Raw genomic sequence first — 19,345 nt, 5'->3', positions numbered from 1 at the left:
AATATGAAGAAAAATGTTCTAGTGAGTGGAGCGAGTTTCGCCGGTATCTCAACTGCCTATTGGATGAATCAGTCGGGCTACAATGTGACAGTTGTTGAGATCGCCGAAGGTCTCAAAAAAGGCGGAACACCTGTAAATATCCGCGAAAATACCGTCGACATTGTGAAACGTATGGGGCTGCTCGACCAAATTAAGTCTAACAAAATAAATATGGAATTAACGGAATTCAAAAATTCAGATGATGTCACCGAAAAAGTGGAATTACGCGTGGATCTCGCAGAAGATGAATATGAAATCGAGCGAGATGTATTGCTCAATCTCATGTTCGATGCTGTCAAGGATGATGTGGAGTTTATTTTCGGCGATAGCATCGTTTCATTAAAGGAAGAAAGTAACGGCGTCGACGTAGCTTTCAAAGGGGGCCAAAAGGGCTCGTATGACCTGGTATTCGGTTGTGATGGTATTCATTCGGCTGTCAGGAAATTATACTTTGGGGAGGAAGCTGAATACTCGCAATTTCTTGAAACTTATTTCTCTATCACGATCGTGGATAAGTTGTTGATTCGGGAGAATACGACACAGATGTACAATGAGCCGGGCAAAGCGGTCATGTTGAACTCCTACAACAATAAAACGGATATTGTTCTCTGCTTCTCATCGGAGAAGGAAATTCCTTACGACTACCGAAACGAAGAAGGGCAGCGGACTATCATTAGGAATCAGTTTGCCGGACTAGGCTGGTGGACACCGGAATTGCTGGAAGAAGTAATGAACTCGAAGACTTTTTACTTTGACAAGCTGTGCCAAATGAAAATGCCATCGTGGACAAAAGGCAGGGTAGCACTTGTCGGGGATGCTGGATACTGCGCCTCACCGGCTGCTGGCATGGGTGGATCACTCGCCATAGATGGTGCGGCCGCGTTGGCGGATGCTTTCCAAAAATGCGATGGTGATTATGAACTTGCATTCCAATCATACAACAAGAGTTTCCGTCCTTTCATCGAGGAAGTGCAAGCAAACGCGGCACTATTTGTAGAATTTCTTGTTCCACGAACAGAAGAAGCCATTCGCGCAAGAAATTCGCAAGCAGGGTACGAGTTGTAAAGCTATTGAGGAAAGTCGGGCCGGTTAGCGGTCCGACTTTTTCTGTTCAATGGGGAATGTGAATTGGTATTACCGCCAAAAGGTAATTCGCTCACTAGGCAAACGCACAGATTCATGACCCTCTTCTTTTGCTTTCCCGATGGAAAGGATCATGACCGGTACATAACGTTCGTCGTCCAGATCAAATGTACGAATAACCTGATCACGTTCAAAGCCTGCCATAGGATTGGTGTCATACCCATGCGCACGGGCTACTAGCATCAGTTGCATGGCAAATAAGCTTGCATCAATTTTGGCAATTTCGATCTTTAAATCCCTAGGTATGTGAGGAAACATGCTCATAATTTGTGTGACCTGCTTGTCGCGTACTTCTTTAGGCATTTTTCCTTGTTCCACAGCAGAATTATAAATCTCTTCTACATATAATTCACTCTGAGTATCGCCCACAATAACGAGCATCGCTGCTGATGTATCATTTTGTTGCGTATTGAATTGCACAAGAGGCCGAAGTTTGTTTTTCCCTTCAGGGGAGTGAACGACGATGACACGCCAAGGCTGTATATTCGCAGATGAAGGTGCTAGACTTGCTTCTTGAATGATAGCTTGCAATTCTTCTTTTGGAATGGGAATGTTCTCATCATATAGTCGTACGGAACGACGGCCGGTAATAATGTTGACAAAATCGTTATTTTGAATATGTTCCAGCATGTAATCTCTCCTTTGGATGTCACCAATTGTTTTGACAGTTGTGATGTCATTGGTTATCATGTTGTTTAGTATGAACTATGAACCTTGGTTCATAGCAAGTATAAATTATTAGTAGTATATGAAGGGGGACGGTTATGAAAGCAAATGAGGTTTCTAAGCTGACAGGGCTGCCCATATCCACCTTGCGATTCTATGAACGCAAACAATTGATTCCGGAGCAGTTGTTGTCGAGGGATGAAAATAACTATCGCGTATACGATAAAGAGGTGGTTGAATATTTGCAGGATGTAAGAATGCTGCTTACCTTAGGTTTTACTATTCAGGAATTAATTTTACTCATTAATGAGAGTTCCGATATCGAGAAGAAAGTATTGGTTACGGAGAAAATTGCATATATCCAGGAGCTAGAGGCCAAATTGGAAGCATCCAAAACATTCTTAACGAATGTGCTAGAGGGTAAGGCTAATTTTCAGACCCGGTGCAACTATGAGCATTAACCGTGGCATGAAATTACAAATCATATTTGTATTCAGCGAACTCGGTGTGCTGGTATAGACTAATTGAGTTAAATCGCTATAGGATAGGACTTAATTTGCGTGTTATACTTATCGATGACGAAGAAATATGTTGAAAATAATAGAAATCTTCGCTTTTAGAGAGCGAAAATGAAATGTTTTGTAGACCATTCAATTCATGGAGGTGTGTTATGTCGAAGCATGACGAAATTCCGGCCTATACCCTCTTTACAATGCCGTCCAACCGTTTGCAGCGGCGGTCCGCTTTTGTCATTGGCCTGATCATTGCCATTATTACGTTGATGTGCGTTCCGTTTGCTCGATTGGATTTACCTAAAAGCAATACATTCCTACCGACTTTGTTAGGCACGGTGATCTGTTTTGAGTGGATGACCATCTTCGTGTTCTACAATCAGTTTCGCATTCACCGCTCCCCACAGATCTTGGTCCTGTGCGCAGGATATGCGTACACTTCTCTGATGACATTGGCCTATCTACTACTATTTCCGGGGTATTTTCCGCCGACATACTATCGTCCGGGCAATCAGACGGCCGAGTATTTGTATGTCTTCTGGCACGCCGGATTCCCTTTGGCCATATTGGTCTATACCGTCATGGAACGTTGGTTCAAAGAAGTTCGATGGAGCGAAAAACAAGCCCTGCGGGGAACCGTTCTACTAGGTGTGGGAGTTGCCTGCATCGTGGCTTGCATCGTATATAGTTCGGTCGTTTTTGAAAATCGGCTGCCTCATTTGATGAACTTCGGCCTTGTGTCGAGGTTATTTACGTTTGGCTTTGCTCTGCCAATTATGGTACTTAGCTGTGCAGCCTTCGCATTCTACTACAGACTGACCCGGGCAAGCACGGTGACTTCGTCCTGGTTCTGCGTCGCATTGCTTGCAAATGTATTGGACGTGGGGATCGTCTTGTGTGGCGGCAACCGATTCAGCCTGGGATGGTATGTGTCCAAATTCGATACGTTTATTTTCTCAAATATCGTGCTTGCCGCAATCATTTATGAATTTATTCAAATGTACGTGAAGATGACGGGGCTATATGACCAAAGCCTGAAGAAGGAACGTAAGATTTCGGAGCAAAACAAGATTATTGAACGTATGATGGCATCGAGCCATGAAGCGGTTACGATGTGCGACAATCGGGGAGTGGTTGTGTTTACCAATGGGAGGTTTGAGGAACTGTTTGGACGAGCTTTGTCTACAGGGGATTCCTTAATAACTTATTTTCAGGGAATGAGGCTGTTAAATGGAGGCGTGCTTACCGAAGAGATGCTCATTTATTTTGAGAAAACGCAGGCTGCCTTCCGGGAATTCGTTACCCACCGGGCGTCGGATGGAGAGACGTACTATTATGAGTGTCATGTCACTCCAATCAGGGATGAGGAAACCACGACATTCTATGGGCACTTGATCGCCTTTGGAAACCGCACTGAAACCGTACATAAGGCACACAATGATGAATTGACCGGACTGCCAAACCGTCGGTATATTGGGGAGTGGCTTGAACGCCGAGTGTCCTTACAGGAAACGGGAGAGGCCCCTTATGCGGTGCTGTTCCTGGATCTGGACGGGTTCAAACAAGTGAACGATACGCTGGGGCATGAAATTGGCGACAGACTCTTGCAGGAAGTGTCCGCCGTGCTCAAACGGTGTACCGACGAGCAGTGCATTGCAGCCCGTTGGGCCGGAGATGAATTTGTAATCCTGGTGGAACGGGTCGAGCATTATGTTAATTTGGATCAGTTAGCCAATAGTGTTATTGCTGCCGTACGGCAAATTAAAGAAATCAAGGGCTACCCAGTGACCATCTCCGGCAGCATAGGGATCGCATTGGGTAATGAGGCCGATATGGATGCTAAGACAATTCTGCATCAGGCGGATCAAGCGATGTACGAGGCCAAGTCGAACGGGAAAAATCGTTACTGCTTTTATAGCAAAATAGCGTAGGATTAGCCCTGTTAAGGGGCTTTTTTGCGTTTAGCAATTACGCTTTCGCTTTTCAATTATGTTTGAATTTGCAAAATTAATATTTTGACTTCGAAGTAACCGTTGAGCCCAATTCGCCGGTTAGAGATAGCGTGGTGAACCGTATCATAAATGACGCAAGGTTTACGCCTAGATGGATCAGAAGTATAATTATGGAAAATATGCGACCCAGCCTAGATAAACCATTTTCACAATAAGAAAGGAATTGATTCCCAGACATGAACCGATTAATAGATCAATATAGCGAAGAGATTGTCCGGATCTTCGGGGAAGCCTCGGCTCAATTGCAGATGCTACCGGAGGAATTGAAGGAGCAAGCTTTGGCGCTTCTGGGCAAGTGCCATCCTTTGAACAGGAAGGACAACGAGGGACCTAATATGATCAGCTACCTGCTCCCATATTGGGTTGGAGAGACCTTGGGGAGTCCGATCGAGCTGTGTCGCGAATTAGCGGTGGGGAATTTGTACGGGATGGTGTCCTTCTTTCTCTTGGACGATGTCATGGATGAGAAGAGGGAGGTTCGGCGTTCGCTGGCCCTAAGCACGCTTTTGAATCAACGGTTCTTGGAGGCTTATCAGCGGTGTTTCTCAGGAGACTCTCAACTGTGGGCTTGTTATAATCGCTATTTGGCGGAATGGGCAGATGCTATGTACCGTGAGGTGGACGAGCCTATGGACCCGCGGGATCCTGGCAGGTTGGCCCGCAAGGCTGCCCCAGTGAAGCTGTGCGCCGCGGCATTGTTGCTCCAAGCCGGACGGGCCCAAGAGATTCGGGTTATGGAAACAGCCATCGATTTGGCTCTTGCGGTACTCCAACTCTCCGATGATTGGACAGATTGGCTGGAGGATTTACCGACAGCCTCCTGCAACGCTTTCCTAGTCTTGTTGCGGGAGAACCTTCAGCTAGAGGCAGGCGAAGTTTTGGATGAGAGTATGGTGAAACGTAGTATTTATCGTGAGATGGCCTTAGGAGAATTTGCGGCCCTTGCAAGCAGTTATGCGGATCAACTGAGCGCTATGAAGGATGCTCCTGCATCACTCCAGATTTTCACATCCTCCATCGCTCAAAGCTTGCAGAGCAAGGCAAACGAGATCAGAGATCGTTACGATAGTTTGTTAAATGATGGTGGATTTTCAGTTTATCTGACGGTAAATGGTTAATAATGGTACAACATGTCTATTTCTATGGTATTATGAAGATGCAAATTATCCTAATATTTGGGAAGGTTGTGTTGTCATGTCCATGGATACGTTGAAAGTGAATATCATCAAGAAAGCTTGGGAGGACGAGGATTTTAAGGCACGTTTGCTGGCAGATCCCCGTAGTGCGTTGGAGCAGGACTTCGGACACAGTATTCCTGAAGGTATTGAGTTGCAAGTGATGGCGGTAACACCTACTAAGTATGCGCTGATTATTCCTCCGAAGCCGGAAGAATTGGATGGATTGAAAGCTACTGGGGTACAACCACAGATGATTGCTTGGAGCTAGGGTTGGAAACGAGAGGGAACCAGACGATGGCTTCGGTTCCTGGGTACAACATATTTAGTTCTAAGGCATTATGAAGATGTAAATTATTCCAATATTTGGGAGGGTTGTGTTGTCATGTCCATCGATACGTTGAAAGTGAATATCATCAAGAAAGCTTGGGAGGACGCAGATTTCAAGGCGCGTTTGCTGGCAGATCCCCGTAGTGCGTTGGAGCAGGACTTCGGACATCATATTCCTGAAGGTATTGAGCTACATGTGATGGCGGTAACACCCACTAAGTATGCGCTAATCATTCCCCCTAAACCGGAGGAGTTAGATGGCTTGACAGCTACTGAGGGACAACCGCAGATGCTTTCTTGGAACTAGGATTGGTAATATGAAGATGCATTATATCCTAATATTTGAAAGGTAGTGTTGTCATGACCATGGATACGTTGAAAGTGAATATCATCAAGAAAGCTTGGGAGGACGAGGATTTTAAGGCACGTTTGCTGGCAGATCCCCGTAGTGCGTTGGAGCAGGACTTTGGACACAGTATTCCTGAAGGTATTGAGCTGCAAGTGATGGCGGTAACACCTACTAAGTACGCGCTTATAATTCCACCGAAACCAGAAGAATTGGATGGTTTGACAGCTACTGGGTTACAACCACAGATGGCTACTTGGAACTAGGGTTGGAAACGAGAGGAACCGGGCGATGGCCTCGGTTCCTTTCCTTTTTCGCTAATTCCAAAGAGTACCCTCTATCGCTGAAAACTTTCAGCGCAAGGCTAACAAGATCAGAGATTACTACGATGTTTTGTTGAATGGTGGCGGATTTAAAATTTATTTGTCGATTAATGGTTAATAATGGTACAAAAGATCTAGTTCCGTGGTATTATGAGAATGCAGATATCCTAATATTTTGAAGGGTTGTGTTGTCATGTCCATGGATACATTGAAAGTGAAGATCATTAAGAAAGCTTGGGAAGACGCGGATTTCAAGGCACGCTTGTTGGCAGATCCCCGTAGTGCGCTGAAACAGGATTTCGGAATTGAAGTTCCTGAAGATATTGAGTTGAGTGTGCTGGCAGAAACACCAGCTCATTATGCGTTGGTCATTCCCCCGCAACCGGAGGAAGTGGATCAATTGAAATCTAATGAGGTGCAGTATACTTGGACCTAGGGTTGGAAACGAGAGGGAACCGGACGATGGCTTCGGTTCCTTTTCCTTTTTCACTATGGAATTCCAAGGTGCCCTCCATCACTTCAATGATACGGAAGGTAACCATCAGGCCTAGGCCAGTTCCTTTGGTTTTCGTTGAGAAGTATGGTTCTCCTAGTTTCGCGATCTGCTCCGGCTCCATGCCTTCGCCGTTGTCTGCAATGCGGATGACAGCGGTTCTTCCATCGTCCCAAGCGGTGATGGTAATGTGACCTTCTTCGTGAAGGGATTCGATGCTATTCTTGATGATGTTGATCAATGCCTGCTTGAACTTGGATGAGTTGCCCAAAATAATTTGGGGTTCGGGCACGTGGACCTCCAGCTCCCCATTGTTCAGCAAGACCAGCGGCGTCATCATCGTTTCGATCTGTGCTAGCTCCTGCTGCAAATTTAGCTCTACCAATGTATCCAGCTCTGGTTTCGCAAAGGTTAGGAAGTCCGTTATAATGCCTGATGCCCGATCCAGCTCCTGAATGGCCAAGGAAAAGTAGGACTTGTCGTGCTCCATTGATTTTCCCGAGAGCAGCTGCAAGAAACCTCTTGTGACTTGAAGCGGATTGCGCACCTCATGGGCAATGGATGCGGCTAGTTCGCTAATGATCTGCATTTTCTCCGTCCGCTGCAGTTGGTGATTGTAAAGTTCCAATTCTTTGGAGTAGGATAGGAGCCGGGCATAGTCAAATGCAATGCGGCGGTTTAGGATCATTACCAAAGAGGCAATCAGAATGATGATGCCAAGTTTCCATAAACTGAATATATGGGGGGTATCTATCGCGTACATCAGCAAGAGATCTGTTACACCGCAAAGGGCAAGGCTCAATATTCCCAAAGAGAGGATCAGGGAATTGGGATTCTGCATGGCGTTCCGAAAGGCGAGGAAGCTAATGAGAATCAATTGTCCGATAATGAGCGGTGCACCCAGCCAGAAGGTTAGAAATCCGTAAAGAGAATACAAGGGAGTTCCAATAATCTTATACCCTACCATAACGCAGAAGTTAATCATATAGTAGACGACAAGCCAGCGGAATACCCGCTTGATCCATGGATACCGGCCTTCGAATATGTGGGTGACGAAGTACAGCAAGGCTGGAAACAAAATGTAAATAGACGTATCAAATATAAATACAAAAATGTGCCCAAGCTCAGGAAAATAGTAGTAGGGTATATCTGAGTAGGCCATGATTAGAATGCCGCTGCACATGACGAATAAGGTAAGCGCCAGGGCGGTACTGCGTTGGGCCCGGTTCAAGTACCAAGAGCAGAGAAACATTAGGAGCGACAGGAAAATGAAGCCTCCCCCTAGCAACAGGTCAGGAAGTTCCTTGCGGATGACTTGCTGGGATATTTCGGGAAGCTCGCCAAGATGGATATCACTGCTGATGCCTGCCCGTTCCTTTGCTGTGAGCCGCAGATAGAGATCGCTGGCTATCTCAGTATGGTCAAGCGGCAGTTGGAGAAGGGTGCGCTCGAAGTCAAAGCTACGATCGACCTGATAGACGGGCTTGCCGTTCTCATAAACTGTTATGTCCATTGCGAACAAGCGTTCAATATATAGGCCAGGTTTGGATAAGTTGGACGTCGGAGGGACAGTCAGGTGAATCCATGCGCCGACCTTCCCTTTGGGAATCGTATTAAACGGGTCTTCTGCCCTGGCAGACAGCCACTCTCCGTCCATGTCAGGTGGGGCGTCTTCTGGAGCTCCAACTGGAATCCATTGTACTCTCCAGGTGGTTATTGGAGTATTGGCGGAATCCTCCGATGAAGCTATATAGGGATACAAGAGCAATGCCAAGAAGGCAGCGCCGCCAAATGTGAGTAGTAACAAGATTAAGTGAAAACGCTTCATTTGTGCACCTCGTAGGAATAACCCAGTATTTTCATGTATGCCTATCAATTCGACAAAATCGTATATAACCCTTTAGTTTGCCGACAAAATTTTACAAATCCATCGACACGCCAAAAGACCCACTTTACAACCGTATACGAACGGATAGAAGTGGGTCTGTATTCAGATTACAGCATTACAAGCTATCTGCCAGCCAGAATGGCATCAGCCAAGATATCGATTTGATTCTCGACGGCAATCGGATCATCGTTATACAAGTAGTTATAGTTAACTACGTGGACGTTTCCGTTTTTGACCGCTTTTAGATTTTTCCAGAGAGGGCTGCTCTCCAGCTCTTTGAGAACAGTCGAAGTACCGTCAGGGTCATAGGTCGTCAAGATAATGTGATCGCCTGCAAATTCCGGAAGCACTTCGTAAGAGATCTCACGATACCACTCTTTGGCATTACGGAATTCTTTATCTACATTAGGAGCAGGTGTCACTTGCAGACCTTCATACAACGCGTAGCCGCCCATGTTAACGAACCCATATACGCGAAGTTTATTTTTCCAAATGTTGAAGATGGTGAATGTTTCATCCTTGTTAATTTTACTGGAAACCTTCTTACGAGCTGTTTCTACTTTCGCATCAAATTGCGTAATCCATTGTTCCGCTTCAGCTTTACGCCCCAGAATGTCTCCGAAGATGCGTACAGAATCCTTAGGTCCGCCACTTAGTTCTAACGGAACAGTTGGAGCGATTTTGGAGAAATTATCGTATTTCGAAGCTCCCCAGGAAATAATGAGATCGGGCTGCAACTCAACGATCTTCTCCAGTGATTGCCCAATGCTCTCCGTGCCGTCTTTCTTAATGAACGGATGATTCTTAAGTACATAATCATCTGTCCCAACAGGCTTAAGCCCGAGGGCAACGAGTTGGCCATAGTACCAGTCAGTGACTACACGTTCTGGTTTGACAGGAATTTCAGAAGTACCTGACATATGTTTATAGGATCGAGTTTTCGCTTCTGTACTCGGCTTACCCGTTTCTTTCGTAGCGTCTACTGCTTGATTAGTGGCCGTTGGTGTTCCCGCGGCACTGCCGGATTCCTTCGCATTACTGCAAGCGACAGTCCCCCCAACCATCATGATGATGATGAAACAAATTAACATGATTCTCTTTCTACCCATTACCTAGTGCCCTCCCATATATAATGATTCTCATTCTCATTTACAATGATAACAAGATCATTCATCTATGTACATGTCAGATTATTCTCTGTTTCTTTGGATAATTGGGCAGAAGGTAATGGATGACATCATTTAGTTGGGCATCTAATGCAGCGGGCCCGTATCCGTACCATTTGGTCATCTCCACGGGATATACACATTGTTGCTTCCCAGCAGTTAAGGCAAGCCACTCGGGGCTTCTCATCATGGTTACTGCACGTTGCTTGGCTGCTTGATTATTCTCAATGGATACAAAGTAATGATCGGCATCGTAACGGGTTAAATCAGGGATAGAAAACTCAGGGTGCTCTAACCCTTGAGCGTACATAGAAGCAACAACGCGAGGGCGAGTCAACTGCAAAATGTCATAAAGTAAATCAGCCCCCATGTACCCGTAAGCATAGATGAGTGATCGATTGCTTCGCACATTAATGATGGCAACTGTCGCGTGCGGACCTAGTAGTCGACACAAGGCTTCCCGTACTTGTCCTGCTCGATGATCGAAAGAATCCAACCAGTCGCGTGCGTGTTGCTCCGTACCCGTTATCTGGGCAACATTCATAAAGTGCTGTTTCCAAGTCACACCGCGCCACGGAATCTGTATAACCAGCCCAGATTGGTGATAGTGTTCCATTTGTTCGTATTCATCGCCTTCTATTAGAGGCAGCAAAATGATATCAGGCTTGACGTTCTGAAGTACCTGCAGCCGTCTCGCATGCTCGGTTTCCCAATAGAGCGGTTGAAACGAACGTGAGCCTTGCAATTGCTGAAACTGATCATTCACCCAAGTATCTGTAATGGCTGCAGTAGGCTTAACGCCAAGCGAGAGCAAGTCCAGGGTAAAGGCATGGTCTAGGGATGCAATGGTATGCGGTTTACGTAAATAGATGGTGGGGGATACCCCTGTGACTTGCTTGAATTTACGGCTTAAATAGAACTCATCGGCATAACCCACTTCGCGGGCAACTTCGTTTAACGATTGCGGGGTTTGCAATAAAATAGTCTTGACCTTGTCGATGCGTATACGATTAAGATACTCGGTAAAAGTAGTACCCGTGCGCTGCTTAAAGCTTAAGGTGAATTGTCGAAGGCTTAAACCGGATAGGCATACTACATCTTCTCGTTTAATTTTGCGCTCATAATGCGTATGCAAATAAGAAATAACCTGACTAATACCATCCAGCGGCTGAGTAAAAGAAAGAGAATCGGGCTGTTCGAGTGCCCAGCATGCATCAGCGAATAGGGAAAGGAATTGAGCCTGTAGAGGGAGACGCTGTGATAGGCTGTTATACAGCCGATTTTCGTAGGAATCGTATAGGGAGGACACTTGATCTAGCAGAACCGAATGGCTCAGTTTTGCCAGCATTGGCATGAACGAAGCGTCTGTGGACGAATCCTCGCAGATCCATTCGTAGTTGCAGGCATAGAAACGAAGCTGCTCGGTCGATGATGGAAGGTTCTCTAGTAGATCCTCACTTTGTATATGAATGGACGTACGAGGCGGTAGGTTTACACAACCGATCCCCTCAAACTTATGTGTGTGGTTGTTAATCGTAAGTATAACGGAACGTGCATGTATAAATAATAAACTATAGGCGTCCCGATGATAGTGAAAGCCCTCGTTGTGCCCAGCTTCTGTGTACATTGACATGTTTTTGAGAACAGGAAGTCCTGAATGCTCCATAACGAGTGTCAGCTCCTTCTATGATGCGTCTTCTTCATTATTAGTATAAATGATGGAGGGGTTGACGCAAAGAGCACCTAGCGAGATCATTTTATTTATTCCCTATAAACGGACAGTCGCTCCTGTAAACCTTCCACAACTTCTTTCGGCACTTCCCTAATCTTCATATCCCCACCTAAGAAAAGCAGCCAATTTGCGATTTCGCTCAATTCCTCCGAATGATGAACATTAATGAACGTTTTTAAAATAGCCGTACTCTGATAAGGATTCGTATATGAAATTGAAATGTCTAACGGATGATACTTTTTGTACTGAGCTATCGCCTTTGGACCTAGTTCAAGAACAAGGTTAATGGCTTTTTCCTGCTTGCTTAATAGTTCTATAATCTTCTTCTTAGTTGTTCTTTTTTTCCCAGAGTAGGGTGTAACATCGGTGAGATTGTCGACAGGAATAATTCGTCTCTTCTCTTCCTCTAGGTCAAAGCCTTCAATTTGCCAAGAGCTTTTCTCCCGATATAAGTGCAATACATAAATGGAATAAGACCTTATTATGCTGCCTTCCTCGACGGAAACGACTAAGTAGCTGTCCGATAGAATGAGTTGGATGAGCTGTTCTAACATAGGAAGAGGGATATCTGATAGATCGAGCAAGTCGGGATTATGAGGGTTGGTTCCTTCAAACAGCAAGATTTGATTTAACAATACAAGATCATCTTGTTGATTTGCCGAGATAAGTCCAAGTAGTTTTTCAGCTAAAGATTGACGACTCTTGAGATAGGGGAGCTGCAGATTTCTTGTGGCCATGAAGGCGATAAAAAGCGCTTTAATCTCATTATCGGTAAAGCGGACAGTCGGAAGAACGGAATTTTTCATAACAAAATAGCCCCCGTCTCTCCCAACTTCAGCGACAAGCGGCATTCCCATGGTCTCAATTTCTCTGATATCGCGGATAGCTGTAGAACGAGAAATATGAAATTCCTGCATGATTTCAGAAATGGTAAAATGGGCGCGGTTGTTAATATACCGCATGATGATATTAATGCGTTCGACTTTTCGCATCGGGCCCCCTAAACAGTATCATATTTTGACATGATTAATAGTTATTATAAACGTATGAAGTGAAAACACAAATATGCAATCAATAGAAAAGGAGCTTAGACGATGACAAAGTATACGCTTGAGGAAAAAGAAAGCTTTATCGTTCTTGGAATTGGAACAGAGTTGAAGAGTGATTACACGGACTATGTGGGCATGAACAAGGAGAAAGAAAACTTCTGGCGGGAAGTCGAGCAAGATGGAAGGTTAGACGCTTTAAAGGCAGTCGCTACGAACAATTATATCTTTGCAGTGAACGAGGCGGTAAATCACAAGCGGATGTATTATGCGGGCGTTATGACAGGTGCATCGACATCGCAAGAACACAGGGTGATTCAATTCCCTAAGGGACAATACCTCGTTATTACAGGTGAAGGGAAGACGGCGAATGAATTGAGCAGTATGCTTACGGGCATTGCTTTTGGTCAAGTGTTGCCGGCAGCGGACGATTTTGCCTATGTTGGCGGTCCTAATGCAACAGTGGAGATGGGACATCATAACGGGTTTGTATCTGGAGAAATGTGGATTCCAGTTATTAAGAAGTAATAAGAATAGAGGAGGAATGAATATGAGTACGATCCTAGGTAATGAGAAAATGGCGAAAGTAGCATCCCGGCCTATTGGAAGGATAACCGTTTATTGGAGCGTCACCATCATCCTTGCATTCTCGATTGCACTAAGCGGTATCGGGCAGCTAATGCGATATGGGGGGAATGTTGATTTAGTGACCGATATTGGTTTCCCGTTGTATATCACGAATATTCTCGGAGCTTGGAAATTACTTGGCGTCATTGCGATCGTAATGCCAGGTTTCCCGCGGCTCAAGGAATGGGGTTATAGCGGTATCTTTTTTCTAATGACGGGTGCGGCTTTATCTCATGCGTTCGCTAACGATTATGGGGATTACGGATTTCATATTATTCTTCCGCTTTTCTATGCTGCTCTTGGCATCGCTTCTTGGGCACTTCGCCCGAATAGCCGCAAACTTTAATGCGTGTAGGATCTAGTGTAAAATAAAGGTAAAATTCATATATAAAAAGGAGAATTGATCATGGCAATGTATGCCCTTGAGGAAAAAGACAGCTTTATCGTTCTAGGTATTGGTACGGAGCTGAAGAGCAATTACACGGATTATGTTGGTATCAACAAGGAGAAAGAAAACTTTTGGCGGGCCGTAGAGCAAGATGGAAGGCTTGACACTTTAAAGGCGATTGCCACGAACGATTACATTTTTGCTGTGAACGAAGCGGTGAATCACAAGATGATGTATTATGCTGGCGTTATGACAGGAGCATCGGTTCCGGAAGAACACAGAGTTATTCAATTCCCTAAGGGACAATACCTCGTCGTTAAAGGCGAAGGGAAGACGGCGGAAGAGTTGAGTAATAGGCTCACTGGCATTGCCTTTGGTCAAGTTCTGCCAGAAGCCCAAAATTTCGCCTATGTTGGCGGGCCAAATGCAACGGTTGAGATGGGGCAGCGTGACGGCCTCGTCTATGGTGAAGTTTGGATTCCTGTTGTTGGGAAATAAGCGAGGTCATGGGAGGGATGAGCGTGTCTCAGATTGTTGATTTTAAAAATGTATCTATGGTAGGTTTAGAATCTTCACCAGTAGCAGAAGCGCTTGCAGGTCTACGAGCTAATGAAGCCCGTTACTTTATGAATAAATACAAGCATGAATTTACGGTTGTACCCGCTGGCGAAAGCCAGGAGGCCCTTGCGTATGCGAACCGAGTTCTGAAAGAAGAACGTGGTATTGCGTTTGCAGCCAAACCGTTAGAAACATCGCGTTTTCAAGTGGAAAACATCCAATATACCTACGTCTTTTATGAGGATGGTCTTGGAATCAATGTCATGTATACGGTTGATGACCCTAAGAAGAGGGCTGTTGGTTTCAAGCTCTCTGAGGGAATGGAAGTACCTAAGGAATTGGAAGAGAAGAAGTTTAAGTTTGCTAGACAGAAGTCGAAGCTGGCTGGAACAATTCGAGGTTCATTCTTTGTGATTAAAGGACAATATTAAGGTTTCAAGTGTGATAAGATATGGACAAATTGTGGTTTTGAATAAATATAACCGTGTAAAGGACTGCCGAGAGGCAGTCCTTTTGTACTTTTATTGAAACTTTTACATGTTTGGAACTAATCCGCAAGTAGCTTCTTATAAATAATTTCCACAATCATGCATATGTATAAAGTAAATTCCCCTATGTGGGGAGAGCTATTATTTGGGGTATATAGATTTCTTCTTATGTTAAGACTAATAACACTTTTAATTCAGAGGTGTTAAAGATGAAGGTTGTATGTCCTTCGTGCAAGAGAGATGTGACAGTTAAGATGAATGGGAATGGACGTTGTATTTGTGGTGCAAATATAAAAGTATTGGATTAATTCTATCTAATAAGTAGAATCTATGTGTAAAAAATAACATATTTTTATACATAGGACTAGACAGCACCGATTTAATGTGTAAATATTACTTGTAAATAGTAAATCGGCGGTGAGTTAGATGAGACATGTACATAAGGTCTTCCATGAAACTAGTGCTAGTGAATTTAATAAAGTTTATGAGGAGAGATTTAACTATCATTCTACCGTGAGGTTTGGAATGCATATCAAACCTATGGATCAGTCTACTTATTATGAATTATATTATGTACCGACAAACAAAATGATTAGGATGATTAGTGATCTTTGCATAATTTCGAGAGATTTTAACACTACCTTTGGAAATCTGCCGAAAGTAGCACAGAAACAATTTATTATCGAGTGCATCTCGGAGGAATTGTATAATACAAACCAGTTAGAGGGAATAAGAAGTAGTAGAGAACAAATCGTTAGAAGCACTAAGGACGTAATATTTAACAAAAAGTCAAAGAAGAGATTCGAGAGTATGATAAAATCATACTTCCGTCTGCTCGACGATTTTGAGTTTCCTCAAACCTCAAAAGATATTAGAAAAATATATGATGATATTACTCAAGGAGAAATTGACTCGCAGGAACTTCCTGATGGGGAGATTTTTAGAAAAGAAACTACTTATATTTTGAAAAAATCAGGTAGTGGTAAGGTTGTTCATCAAGGAATTACACCAGAATCAGAAATAATAAGTCTGACCGAGAGATTATTAAACTTCATAAATAATGATTCTGACATACCTAATTTAATAAAAGTGGCAGTAAGCCATTATTATTTTGGTTACATACATCCTTTTTATGACGGAAACGGAAGGACTTCTAGATTTATTAGTAGTATGTACTTGTCAAAGGATCTAGGAAATATCTCTACATTATCGTTATCGAGAGGGTGTAATAAGTATAAAACTAAATACCTTGAGGCTTTTGAAATTTCTAATAGTATTAGAAGCAGAGGGGAAATGAATAGTTTTATTGAAACGTTTCTAGAAATTATTATTGAAGCTCTTAAGCAGATGAATACAGAATTGAAAGAAAAAAGTCTGTTGCTAAATTTGGCATTGAAAAAGTTAGACGGTGAGCCAAAGTTACAGGGTTTAACGAAAAATCATAAAGATATTATGTTCGTTTTGGCCCAAAATCATTTCTTTGATTCTAGTAGTGGCCTGACAGTGAGTGACTTAACTGAAATATTTGAAAAGTCTGCAGTAACAATAAGGAAAATAGTTAAAGAGTTACTCGACTTCACACTAGTGGAACAAAAAGGAGAAAGGCCGGCATATTTCTGTATTAGACATAAATACTTCGAGGAATGAACAGCTGCTTACTAAATACAGGGCCATCAAATGGCGTACGATCCCAGAAATGAGGCCGTACGCCATTTTCTTTTGAGATAGCCGTAATTAGATTAGTCACTTTACTGCTTCGCAGCAACCTTGGAGCCCACCTTACTGGTTAAGAATAGGGAAGGAACGATCATGATGACCATGAGGATGCTCGCTGTTAAGAAACCGGCTTGATAGGCAGATGCCAAATGGGAAACATCCGGAGTCGCAACTTTCAACTGATTGACGACAATGGTTGCTAATACGGCTGAACCGAAGGCGCCGCCGATATTTTGAACAATGCGGGTGGCGATACTGGCTTGTGGAATTTGCGTCTTGGCTAAACCTGTATAGGCATCACTCATTAATGGGATTGCTACGCCGCCAACGCCGATGCCGCGAATAAGGAGTACAATCGCAATCATCCAATAACTCGTATTTTGATCGAATCCAATAAAAGGAATTGTTCCGACTAAAGAAATTACGATTGAGATGATGACAACAATCTTGGCACCGATGCGATCAATCATTTTCCCGATTAGGGGCCTTACAAGCAACATGCCGACCCCCTGAGGGATTAAAGATAATGAAGCTACGATGATGGAGTCATTGCGCACATTCTGAAATAATAGCGGCAGCAGTAGCATTGGACCCATTGTGCCGATCCCAGCTAGGAATAAACCGCAGAAGGATGCGCTAAAGCTTCTAAACTTAAATAAGTTTAAGGGCATAATGACTGTTTTCTCATTCCGAAGTGCGTACATCATGTAAAAGATGGTTAACAAGGCACCAATAAGGATGAACGTTATGGTTTTCGTATTAGTAAAACCCGCCATCTCCGCTGCTGCAGTGATACCGTAAATAAAACTAACCGAAATACCACCGAGCAATAAGATCCCTAGCCAATCAAGCTTTGCTTGTTGGTTGGCGGGGGGGAAGCTGGGCAGCTTTTTATGAATAAAGTATAGCGTTATGAACACGACTGGAACATTGATGAAGAAGATCCAATGCCATGAAAGATAATCGACAAGGACTCCGCCAATGACGGGTCCCAGAATTGGCCCTAGAACCATGGGGAGACCTACAATAGACATTAATCGACCAAGTACTTTTTGGCCGGCTGCTTGTATTAGAAGCGTTGTTAACAGTGGCATGATCAAACCTGCGCTAAAGCCTTGAATAAGCCGGAAAGCAATCATACTAGCTAAATTCCATGAAAGTCCTGAGGTAACCGAACCAATCAGAAAAACGATCTGAGCGGCGATATACACCTTTTTTCCATCAAATCGCTGAATAAGCCATCCCGAAAAGGGAACAGCTATTCCTGTAGCTAATACATAGCCTGTCACGATCCATTGAATGTTATCAAGTGAGGCACCGAAAGCCTTGGCAAAATCATTCAGTGCGATGTTCACCATGGTTCCATCCAACATGGGGGCAATCGCACCAAGGACAAGTACAAATGCCATAGTTAACAAGGGTCGGGGTATTTTTTCATCTTCTTTTGTAGCCATGATACGAGCTCCTCTCTATATAAGGTACAATTTGAACCTTATTTACATATTGAACTATACATCGCTTTGAAAGAAGTTGCAAGGTACAATATGTATCTTAAATTCATGCTATACTGATTACATAGAATTGATGAGGAGTTTTGAAATGCCAAGTATAAGAAAACGAGGGAAAGAGCTTGAAAGCGCCATATTGGAAGCAGCATTTGAGATTTTTCAAACGTCTGGCTATCCAGAAATGACATTCCAAAATGTCGCAAAAAAGGCGCAAACAAGTCGCACGGTCTTATATCGTCAGTATGAAAGCCAAATGCATCTACTACATGCCATGGCGCATTATCGCATATCACAAGTGTTCGGGGAGTCTACGTTACTTGATCTCATTGAAGATCATGGAAGCTTGCGCGCAGATCTACTCGCGGCTGTACATGTGTATCAACGTTTCTTGGATGCGATTGGCCCCGAACTGATCGGTACTGTCTTGTTGGAACTGAGTCGAAACCAGGAAAGTTGGAAGGAAGTCTTGCTTCATGCGCACGAAAAAAACGTGCAAATCATACAAAAGATTGGGGAATTCGCACAGAAGCGCGGAGAAATAACGGATGATTTCACGCCTATGCAGTTACAGATACCTTTTAACATGATGAGATATGAATTTATGATTCAAGGTGGCAAGTTGACCGATTCCTACTTACGTTTATTGGTTGATGAGGTGTTGCTGCCGATATACTTGAATGCCGAGGATCGATCTCATTCAACAAGCAGGAAGTAGGATAAAGCGCACTCACTTACCGCTGTTTAACTTGGCTGCCGCTAATAACGAACGAGCTTTCTCCGGGTCGGTCTCTAGTGTTACTCGGTACGTTAACATAAAGTTAAGTGTTTCTAGCATCCGATCAAATTCCTCTTTCTTACGTTCGATCTCGTTTATTTTCTGTAAAATCCATTCGATGACTTGCTGATTGGTACGTGTGTTTGTATCGTGATCCTGTAAAATATCCTTCAGTTCAATAAGTGAACAACCGATGCCCTGGAACTTTTTAATGAGTTTTAAACGCTCGATCGCTTCGTCCGAATAGGTGCGGTAGTTATTTTTTTCCCTCTGGACATGTCGCTCATCTAGTAATCCTTCCTTCTCATAGTAACGAATGGTGTGGACCGATAATCCTATTTTTTCAGCTAGTTCCTGTATTTTCATTGAGAATGCCTCCTTCTGAACGCTTGCCTTAGAGTTCACTCTATAGTT

The 19,345-nt window shown here is 43.8% G+C and carries 21 protein-coding genes; 14 read left to right on the top strand and 7 right to left on the bottom strand.

Annotated features, from left to right (window positions below; translation table 11 throughout):
* The first annotated feature begins 3 nt into the window (after positions 1 to 3).
* Complete coding sequence (locus tag HQN88_RS22990) at positions 4 to 1,104, top strand: FAD-dependent monooxygenase (protein WP_216855794.1); 1,101 nt, start codon at positions 4 to 6, stop codon at positions 1,102 to 1,104.
* Between the two features lie 69 nt (positions 1,105 to 1,173).
* On the opposite strand, the gene HQN88_RS22985 is transcribed toward HQN88_RS22990, so the two are convergent.
* Positions 1,174 to 1,812, bottom strand: a complete 639-nt coding sequence (locus HQN88_RS22985; RefSeq protein WP_173116921.1) for a nitroreductase family protein — start codon at positions 1,810 to 1,812, stop codon at positions 1,174 to 1,176.
* Positions 1,813 to 1,946: 134 nt separating this feature from the next.
* Here HQN88_RS22985 and HQN88_RS22980 point away from each other — a divergent pair, with 134 nt between their 5' ends.
* From HQN88_RS22980 to HQN88_RS22950, 7 genes are all read left to right on the top strand, one after another.
* Positions 1,947 to 2,309, top strand: coding sequence for a helix-turn-helix domain-containing protein (locus tag HQN88_RS22980; protein WP_173116919.1), 363 nt, complete (start codon positions 1,947 to 1,949; stop codon positions 2,307 to 2,309).
* 209 nt (positions 2,310 to 2,518) lie between these two features.
* The gene (locus HQN88_RS22975) at positions 2,519 to 4,291 is read left to right on the top strand and encodes a diguanylate cyclase domain-containing protein (protein ID WP_173116917.1); all 1,773 of its coding nucleotides are present in this window, start codon (positions 2,519 to 2,521) and stop codon (positions 4,289 to 4,291) included.
* 257 nt (positions 4,292 to 4,548) lie between these two features.
* The gene (locus HQN88_RS22970; RefSeq protein WP_173116908.1) at positions 4,549 to 5,490 is read left to right on the top strand and encodes a hypothetical protein; all 942 of its coding nucleotides are present in this window, start codon (positions 4,549 to 4,551) and stop codon (positions 5,488 to 5,490) included.
* A 76-nt stretch (positions 5,491 to 5,566) separates the two neighbouring features.
* The gene (locus tag HQN88_RS22965; protein WP_173116906.1) at positions 5,567 to 5,818 is read left to right on the top strand and encodes an NHLP leader peptide family RiPP precursor; all 252 of its coding nucleotides are present in this window, start codon (positions 5,567 to 5,569) and stop codon (positions 5,816 to 5,818) included.
* A gap of 114 nt (positions 5,819 to 5,932) precedes the next feature.
* On the top strand, positions 5,933 to 6,184 hold the full coding sequence (locus HQN88_RS22960; protein ID WP_173116904.1) for an NHLP leader peptide family RiPP precursor: 252 nt from the start codon (positions 5,933 to 5,935) through the stop codon (positions 6,182 to 6,184).
* Positions 6,185 to 6,237: 53 nt separating this feature from the next.
* A complete protein-coding gene (locus tag HQN88_RS22955) occupies positions 6,238 to 6,489 on the top strand; it encodes an NHLP leader peptide family RiPP precursor (RefSeq protein ID WP_173116902.1) in 252 nt (83 codons plus the stop codon).
* A gap of 250 nt (positions 6,490 to 6,739) precedes the next feature.
* A complete protein-coding gene (locus HQN88_RS22950; RefSeq protein WP_173116900.1) occupies positions 6,740 to 6,982 on the top strand; it encodes an NHLP leader peptide family RiPP precursor in 243 nt (80 codons plus the stop codon).
* Here HQN88_RS22950 and HQN88_RS22945 read toward each other — a convergent pair.
* From HQN88_RS22945 to HQN88_RS22930, 4 genes are all read right to left on the bottom strand, one after another.
* Entirely contained in the window at positions 6,954 to 8,867 is a 1,914-nt protein-coding gene (locus tag HQN88_RS22945) for a sensor histidine kinase (RefSeq protein WP_173116898.1), read from the bottom strand. The genes HQN88_RS22950 and HQN88_RS22945 overlap by 29 nt on opposite strands.
* A gap of 182 nt (positions 8,868 to 9,049) precedes the next feature.
* On the bottom strand, positions 9,050 to 10,036 hold the full coding sequence (locus HQN88_RS22940; protein WP_173116896.1) for an ABC transporter substrate-binding protein: 987 nt from the start codon (positions 10,034 to 10,036) through the stop codon (positions 9,050 to 9,052).
* 76 nt (positions 10,037 to 10,112) lie between these two features.
* Positions 10,113 to 11,759: a helix-turn-helix domain-containing protein gene (locus HQN88_RS22935; protein ID WP_173116894.1), complete on the bottom strand. Its 1,647-nt coding sequence runs from the start codon at positions 11,757 to 11,759 to the stop codon at positions 10,113 to 10,115.
* 95 nt (positions 11,760 to 11,854) lie between these two features.
* Positions 11,855 to 12,817 carry a helix-turn-helix transcriptional regulator gene (locus HQN88_RS22930; RefSeq protein ID WP_173116892.1) on the bottom strand — a complete coding sequence of 321 codons (963 nt, stop codon included), beginning with the start codon at positions 12,815 to 12,817 and terminating at the stop codon, positions 11,855 to 11,857.
* A 102-nt stretch (positions 12,818 to 12,919) separates the two neighbouring features.
* On the opposite strand from HQN88_RS22930, the gene HQN88_RS22925 reads away from it, so the two are divergent.
* The 5 genes from HQN88_RS22925 (at position 12,920) to HQN88_RS22905 (ending at position 16,579) form a co-directional block, all read left to right on the top strand.
* Positions 12,920 to 13,399, top strand: coding sequence for a GyrI-like domain-containing protein (locus HQN88_RS22925; RefSeq protein WP_173116890.1), 480 nt, complete (start codon positions 12,920 to 12,922; stop codon positions 13,397 to 13,399).
* Positions 13,400 to 13,421: 22 nt separating this feature from the next.
* Positions 13,422 to 13,844, top strand: a complete 423-nt coding sequence (locus tag HQN88_RS22920; protein WP_173116888.1) for a DoxX family protein — start codon at positions 13,422 to 13,424, stop codon at positions 13,842 to 13,844.
* A gap of 60 nt (positions 13,845 to 13,904) precedes the next feature.
* Positions 13,905 to 14,384 carry a GyrI-like domain-containing protein gene (locus HQN88_RS22915; protein ID WP_173116886.1) on the top strand — a complete coding sequence of 160 codons (480 nt, stop codon included), beginning with the start codon at positions 13,905 to 13,907 and terminating at the stop codon, positions 14,382 to 14,384.
* A 23-nt stretch (positions 14,385 to 14,407) separates the two neighbouring features.
* On the top strand, positions 14,408 to 14,875 hold the full coding sequence (locus HQN88_RS22910) for a phage tail protein (RefSeq protein WP_173116884.1): 468 nt from the start codon (positions 14,408 to 14,410) through the stop codon (positions 14,873 to 14,875).
* 483 nt (positions 14,876 to 15,358) lie between these two features.
* Positions 15,359 to 16,579 (top strand): Fic family protein, encoded by a 1,221-nt coding sequence (locus HQN88_RS22905; RefSeq protein WP_173116882.1) that lies wholly within the window; start codon positions 15,359 to 15,361, stop codon positions 16,577 to 16,579.
* Positions 16,580 to 16,680: 101 nt separating this feature from the next.
* Here the strand turns inward: HQN88_RS22905 and HQN88_RS22900 are convergent, their stop codons facing one another.
* Positions 16,681 to 18,102 carry an MDR family MFS transporter gene (locus tag HQN88_RS22900; RefSeq protein WP_173116880.1) on the bottom strand — a complete coding sequence of 474 codons (1,422 nt, stop codon included), beginning with the start codon at positions 18,100 to 18,102 and terminating at the stop codon, positions 16,681 to 16,683.
* A 145-nt stretch (positions 18,103 to 18,247) separates the two neighbouring features.
* Between HQN88_RS22900 and HQN88_RS22895 the strand changes: the two genes are divergently transcribed.
* Entirely contained in the window at positions 18,248 to 18,871 is a 624-nt protein-coding gene (locus HQN88_RS22895; protein WP_173116878.1) for a TetR/AcrR family transcriptional regulator, read from the top strand.
* A gap of 12 nt (positions 18,872 to 18,883) precedes the next feature.
* On the opposite strand, the gene HQN88_RS22890 is transcribed toward HQN88_RS22895, so the two are convergent.
* Entirely contained in the window at positions 18,884 to 19,297 is a 414-nt protein-coding gene (locus HQN88_RS22890) for a MerR family transcriptional regulator (RefSeq protein ID WP_173116876.1), read from the bottom strand.
* Positions 19,298 to 19,345 lie beyond the last annotated feature (48 nt).

The sequence above is a fragment of the Paenibacillus qinlingensis genome, from assembly GCF_013204845.1.
Taxonomy (GTDB): Bacteria; Bacillota; Bacilli; order Paenibacillales; family NBRC-103111; genus Paenibacillus_E; species Paenibacillus_E qinlingensis.
This window is presented reverse-complemented; position numbering and strand designations above follow the sequence as displayed.

Excerpts from the sequence above, each read along its gene's own strand:
- HQN88_RS22990 (WP_216855794.1), top strand. The coding sequence starts at position 4 with ATGAAGAAAAATGTTCTAGTGAGTGGAGCGAGTTTCGCCGGTATCTCA.
- HQN88_RS22985 (WP_173116921.1), bottom strand. The coding sequence starts at position 1,812 with ATGCTGGAACATATTCAAAATAACGATTTTGTCAACATTATTACCGGC.
- HQN88_RS22980 (WP_173116919.1), top strand. The coding sequence starts at position 1,947 with ATGAAAGCAAATGAGGTTTCTAAGCTGACAGGGCTGCCCATATCCACC.
- HQN88_RS22975 (WP_173116917.1), top strand. The coding sequence starts at position 2,519 with ATGTCGAAGCATGACGAAATTCCGGCCTATACCCTCTTTACAATGCCG.
- HQN88_RS22970 (WP_173116908.1), top strand. The coding sequence starts at position 4,549 with ATGAACCGATTAATAGATCAATATAGCGAAGAGATTGTCCGGATCTTC.
- HQN88_RS22965 (WP_173116906.1), top strand. The coding sequence starts at position 5,567 with ATGTCCATGGATACGTTGAAAGTGAATATCATCAAGAAAGCTTGGGAG.
- HQN88_RS22960 (WP_173116904.1), top strand. The coding sequence starts at position 5,933 with ATGTCCATCGATACGTTGAAAGTGAATATCATCAAGAAAGCTTGGGAG.
- HQN88_RS22955 (WP_173116902.1), top strand. The coding sequence starts at position 6,238 with ATGACCATGGATACGTTGAAAGTGAATATCATCAAGAAAGCTTGGGAG.
- HQN88_RS22950 (WP_173116900.1), top strand. The coding sequence starts at position 6,740 with ATGTCCATGGATACATTGAAAGTGAAGATCATTAAGAAAGCTTGGGAA.
- HQN88_RS22945 (WP_173116898.1), bottom strand. The coding sequence starts at position 8,867 with ATGAAGCGTTTTCACTTAATCTTGTTACTACTCACATTTGGCGGCGCT.
- HQN88_RS22940 (WP_173116896.1), bottom strand. The coding sequence starts at position 10,036 with ATGGGTAGAAAGAGAATCATGTTAATTTGTTTCATCATCATCATGATG.
- HQN88_RS22935 (WP_173116894.1), bottom strand. The coding sequence starts at position 11,759 with ATGGAGCATTCAGGACTTCCTGTTCTCAAAAACATGTCAATGTACACA.
- HQN88_RS22930 (WP_173116892.1), bottom strand. The coding sequence starts at position 12,817 with ATGCGAAAAGTCGAACGCATTAATATCATCATGCGGTATATTAACAAC.
- HQN88_RS22925 (WP_173116890.1), top strand. The coding sequence starts at position 12,920 with ATGACAAAGTATACGCTTGAGGAAAAAGAAAGCTTTATCGTTCTTGGA.
- HQN88_RS22920 (WP_173116888.1), top strand. The coding sequence starts at position 13,422 with ATGAGTACGATCCTAGGTAATGAGAAAATGGCGAAAGTAGCATCCCGG.
- HQN88_RS22915 (WP_173116886.1), top strand. The coding sequence starts at position 13,905 with ATGGCAATGTATGCCCTTGAGGAAAAAGACAGCTTTATCGTTCTAGGT.
- HQN88_RS22905 (WP_173116882.1), top strand. The coding sequence starts at position 15,359 with ATGAGACATGTACATAAGGTCTTCCATGAAACTAGTGCTAGTGAATTT.
- HQN88_RS22900 (WP_173116880.1), bottom strand. The coding sequence starts at position 18,102 with ATGGCTACAAAAGAAGATGAAAAAATACCCCGACCCTTGTTAACTATG.
- HQN88_RS22895 (WP_173116878.1), top strand. The coding sequence starts at position 18,248 with ATGCCAAGTATAAGAAAACGAGGGAAAGAGCTTGAAAGCGCCATATTG.
- HQN88_RS22890 (WP_173116876.1), bottom strand. The coding sequence starts at position 19,297 with ATGAAAATACAGGAACTAGCTGAAAAAATAGGATTATCGGTCCACACC.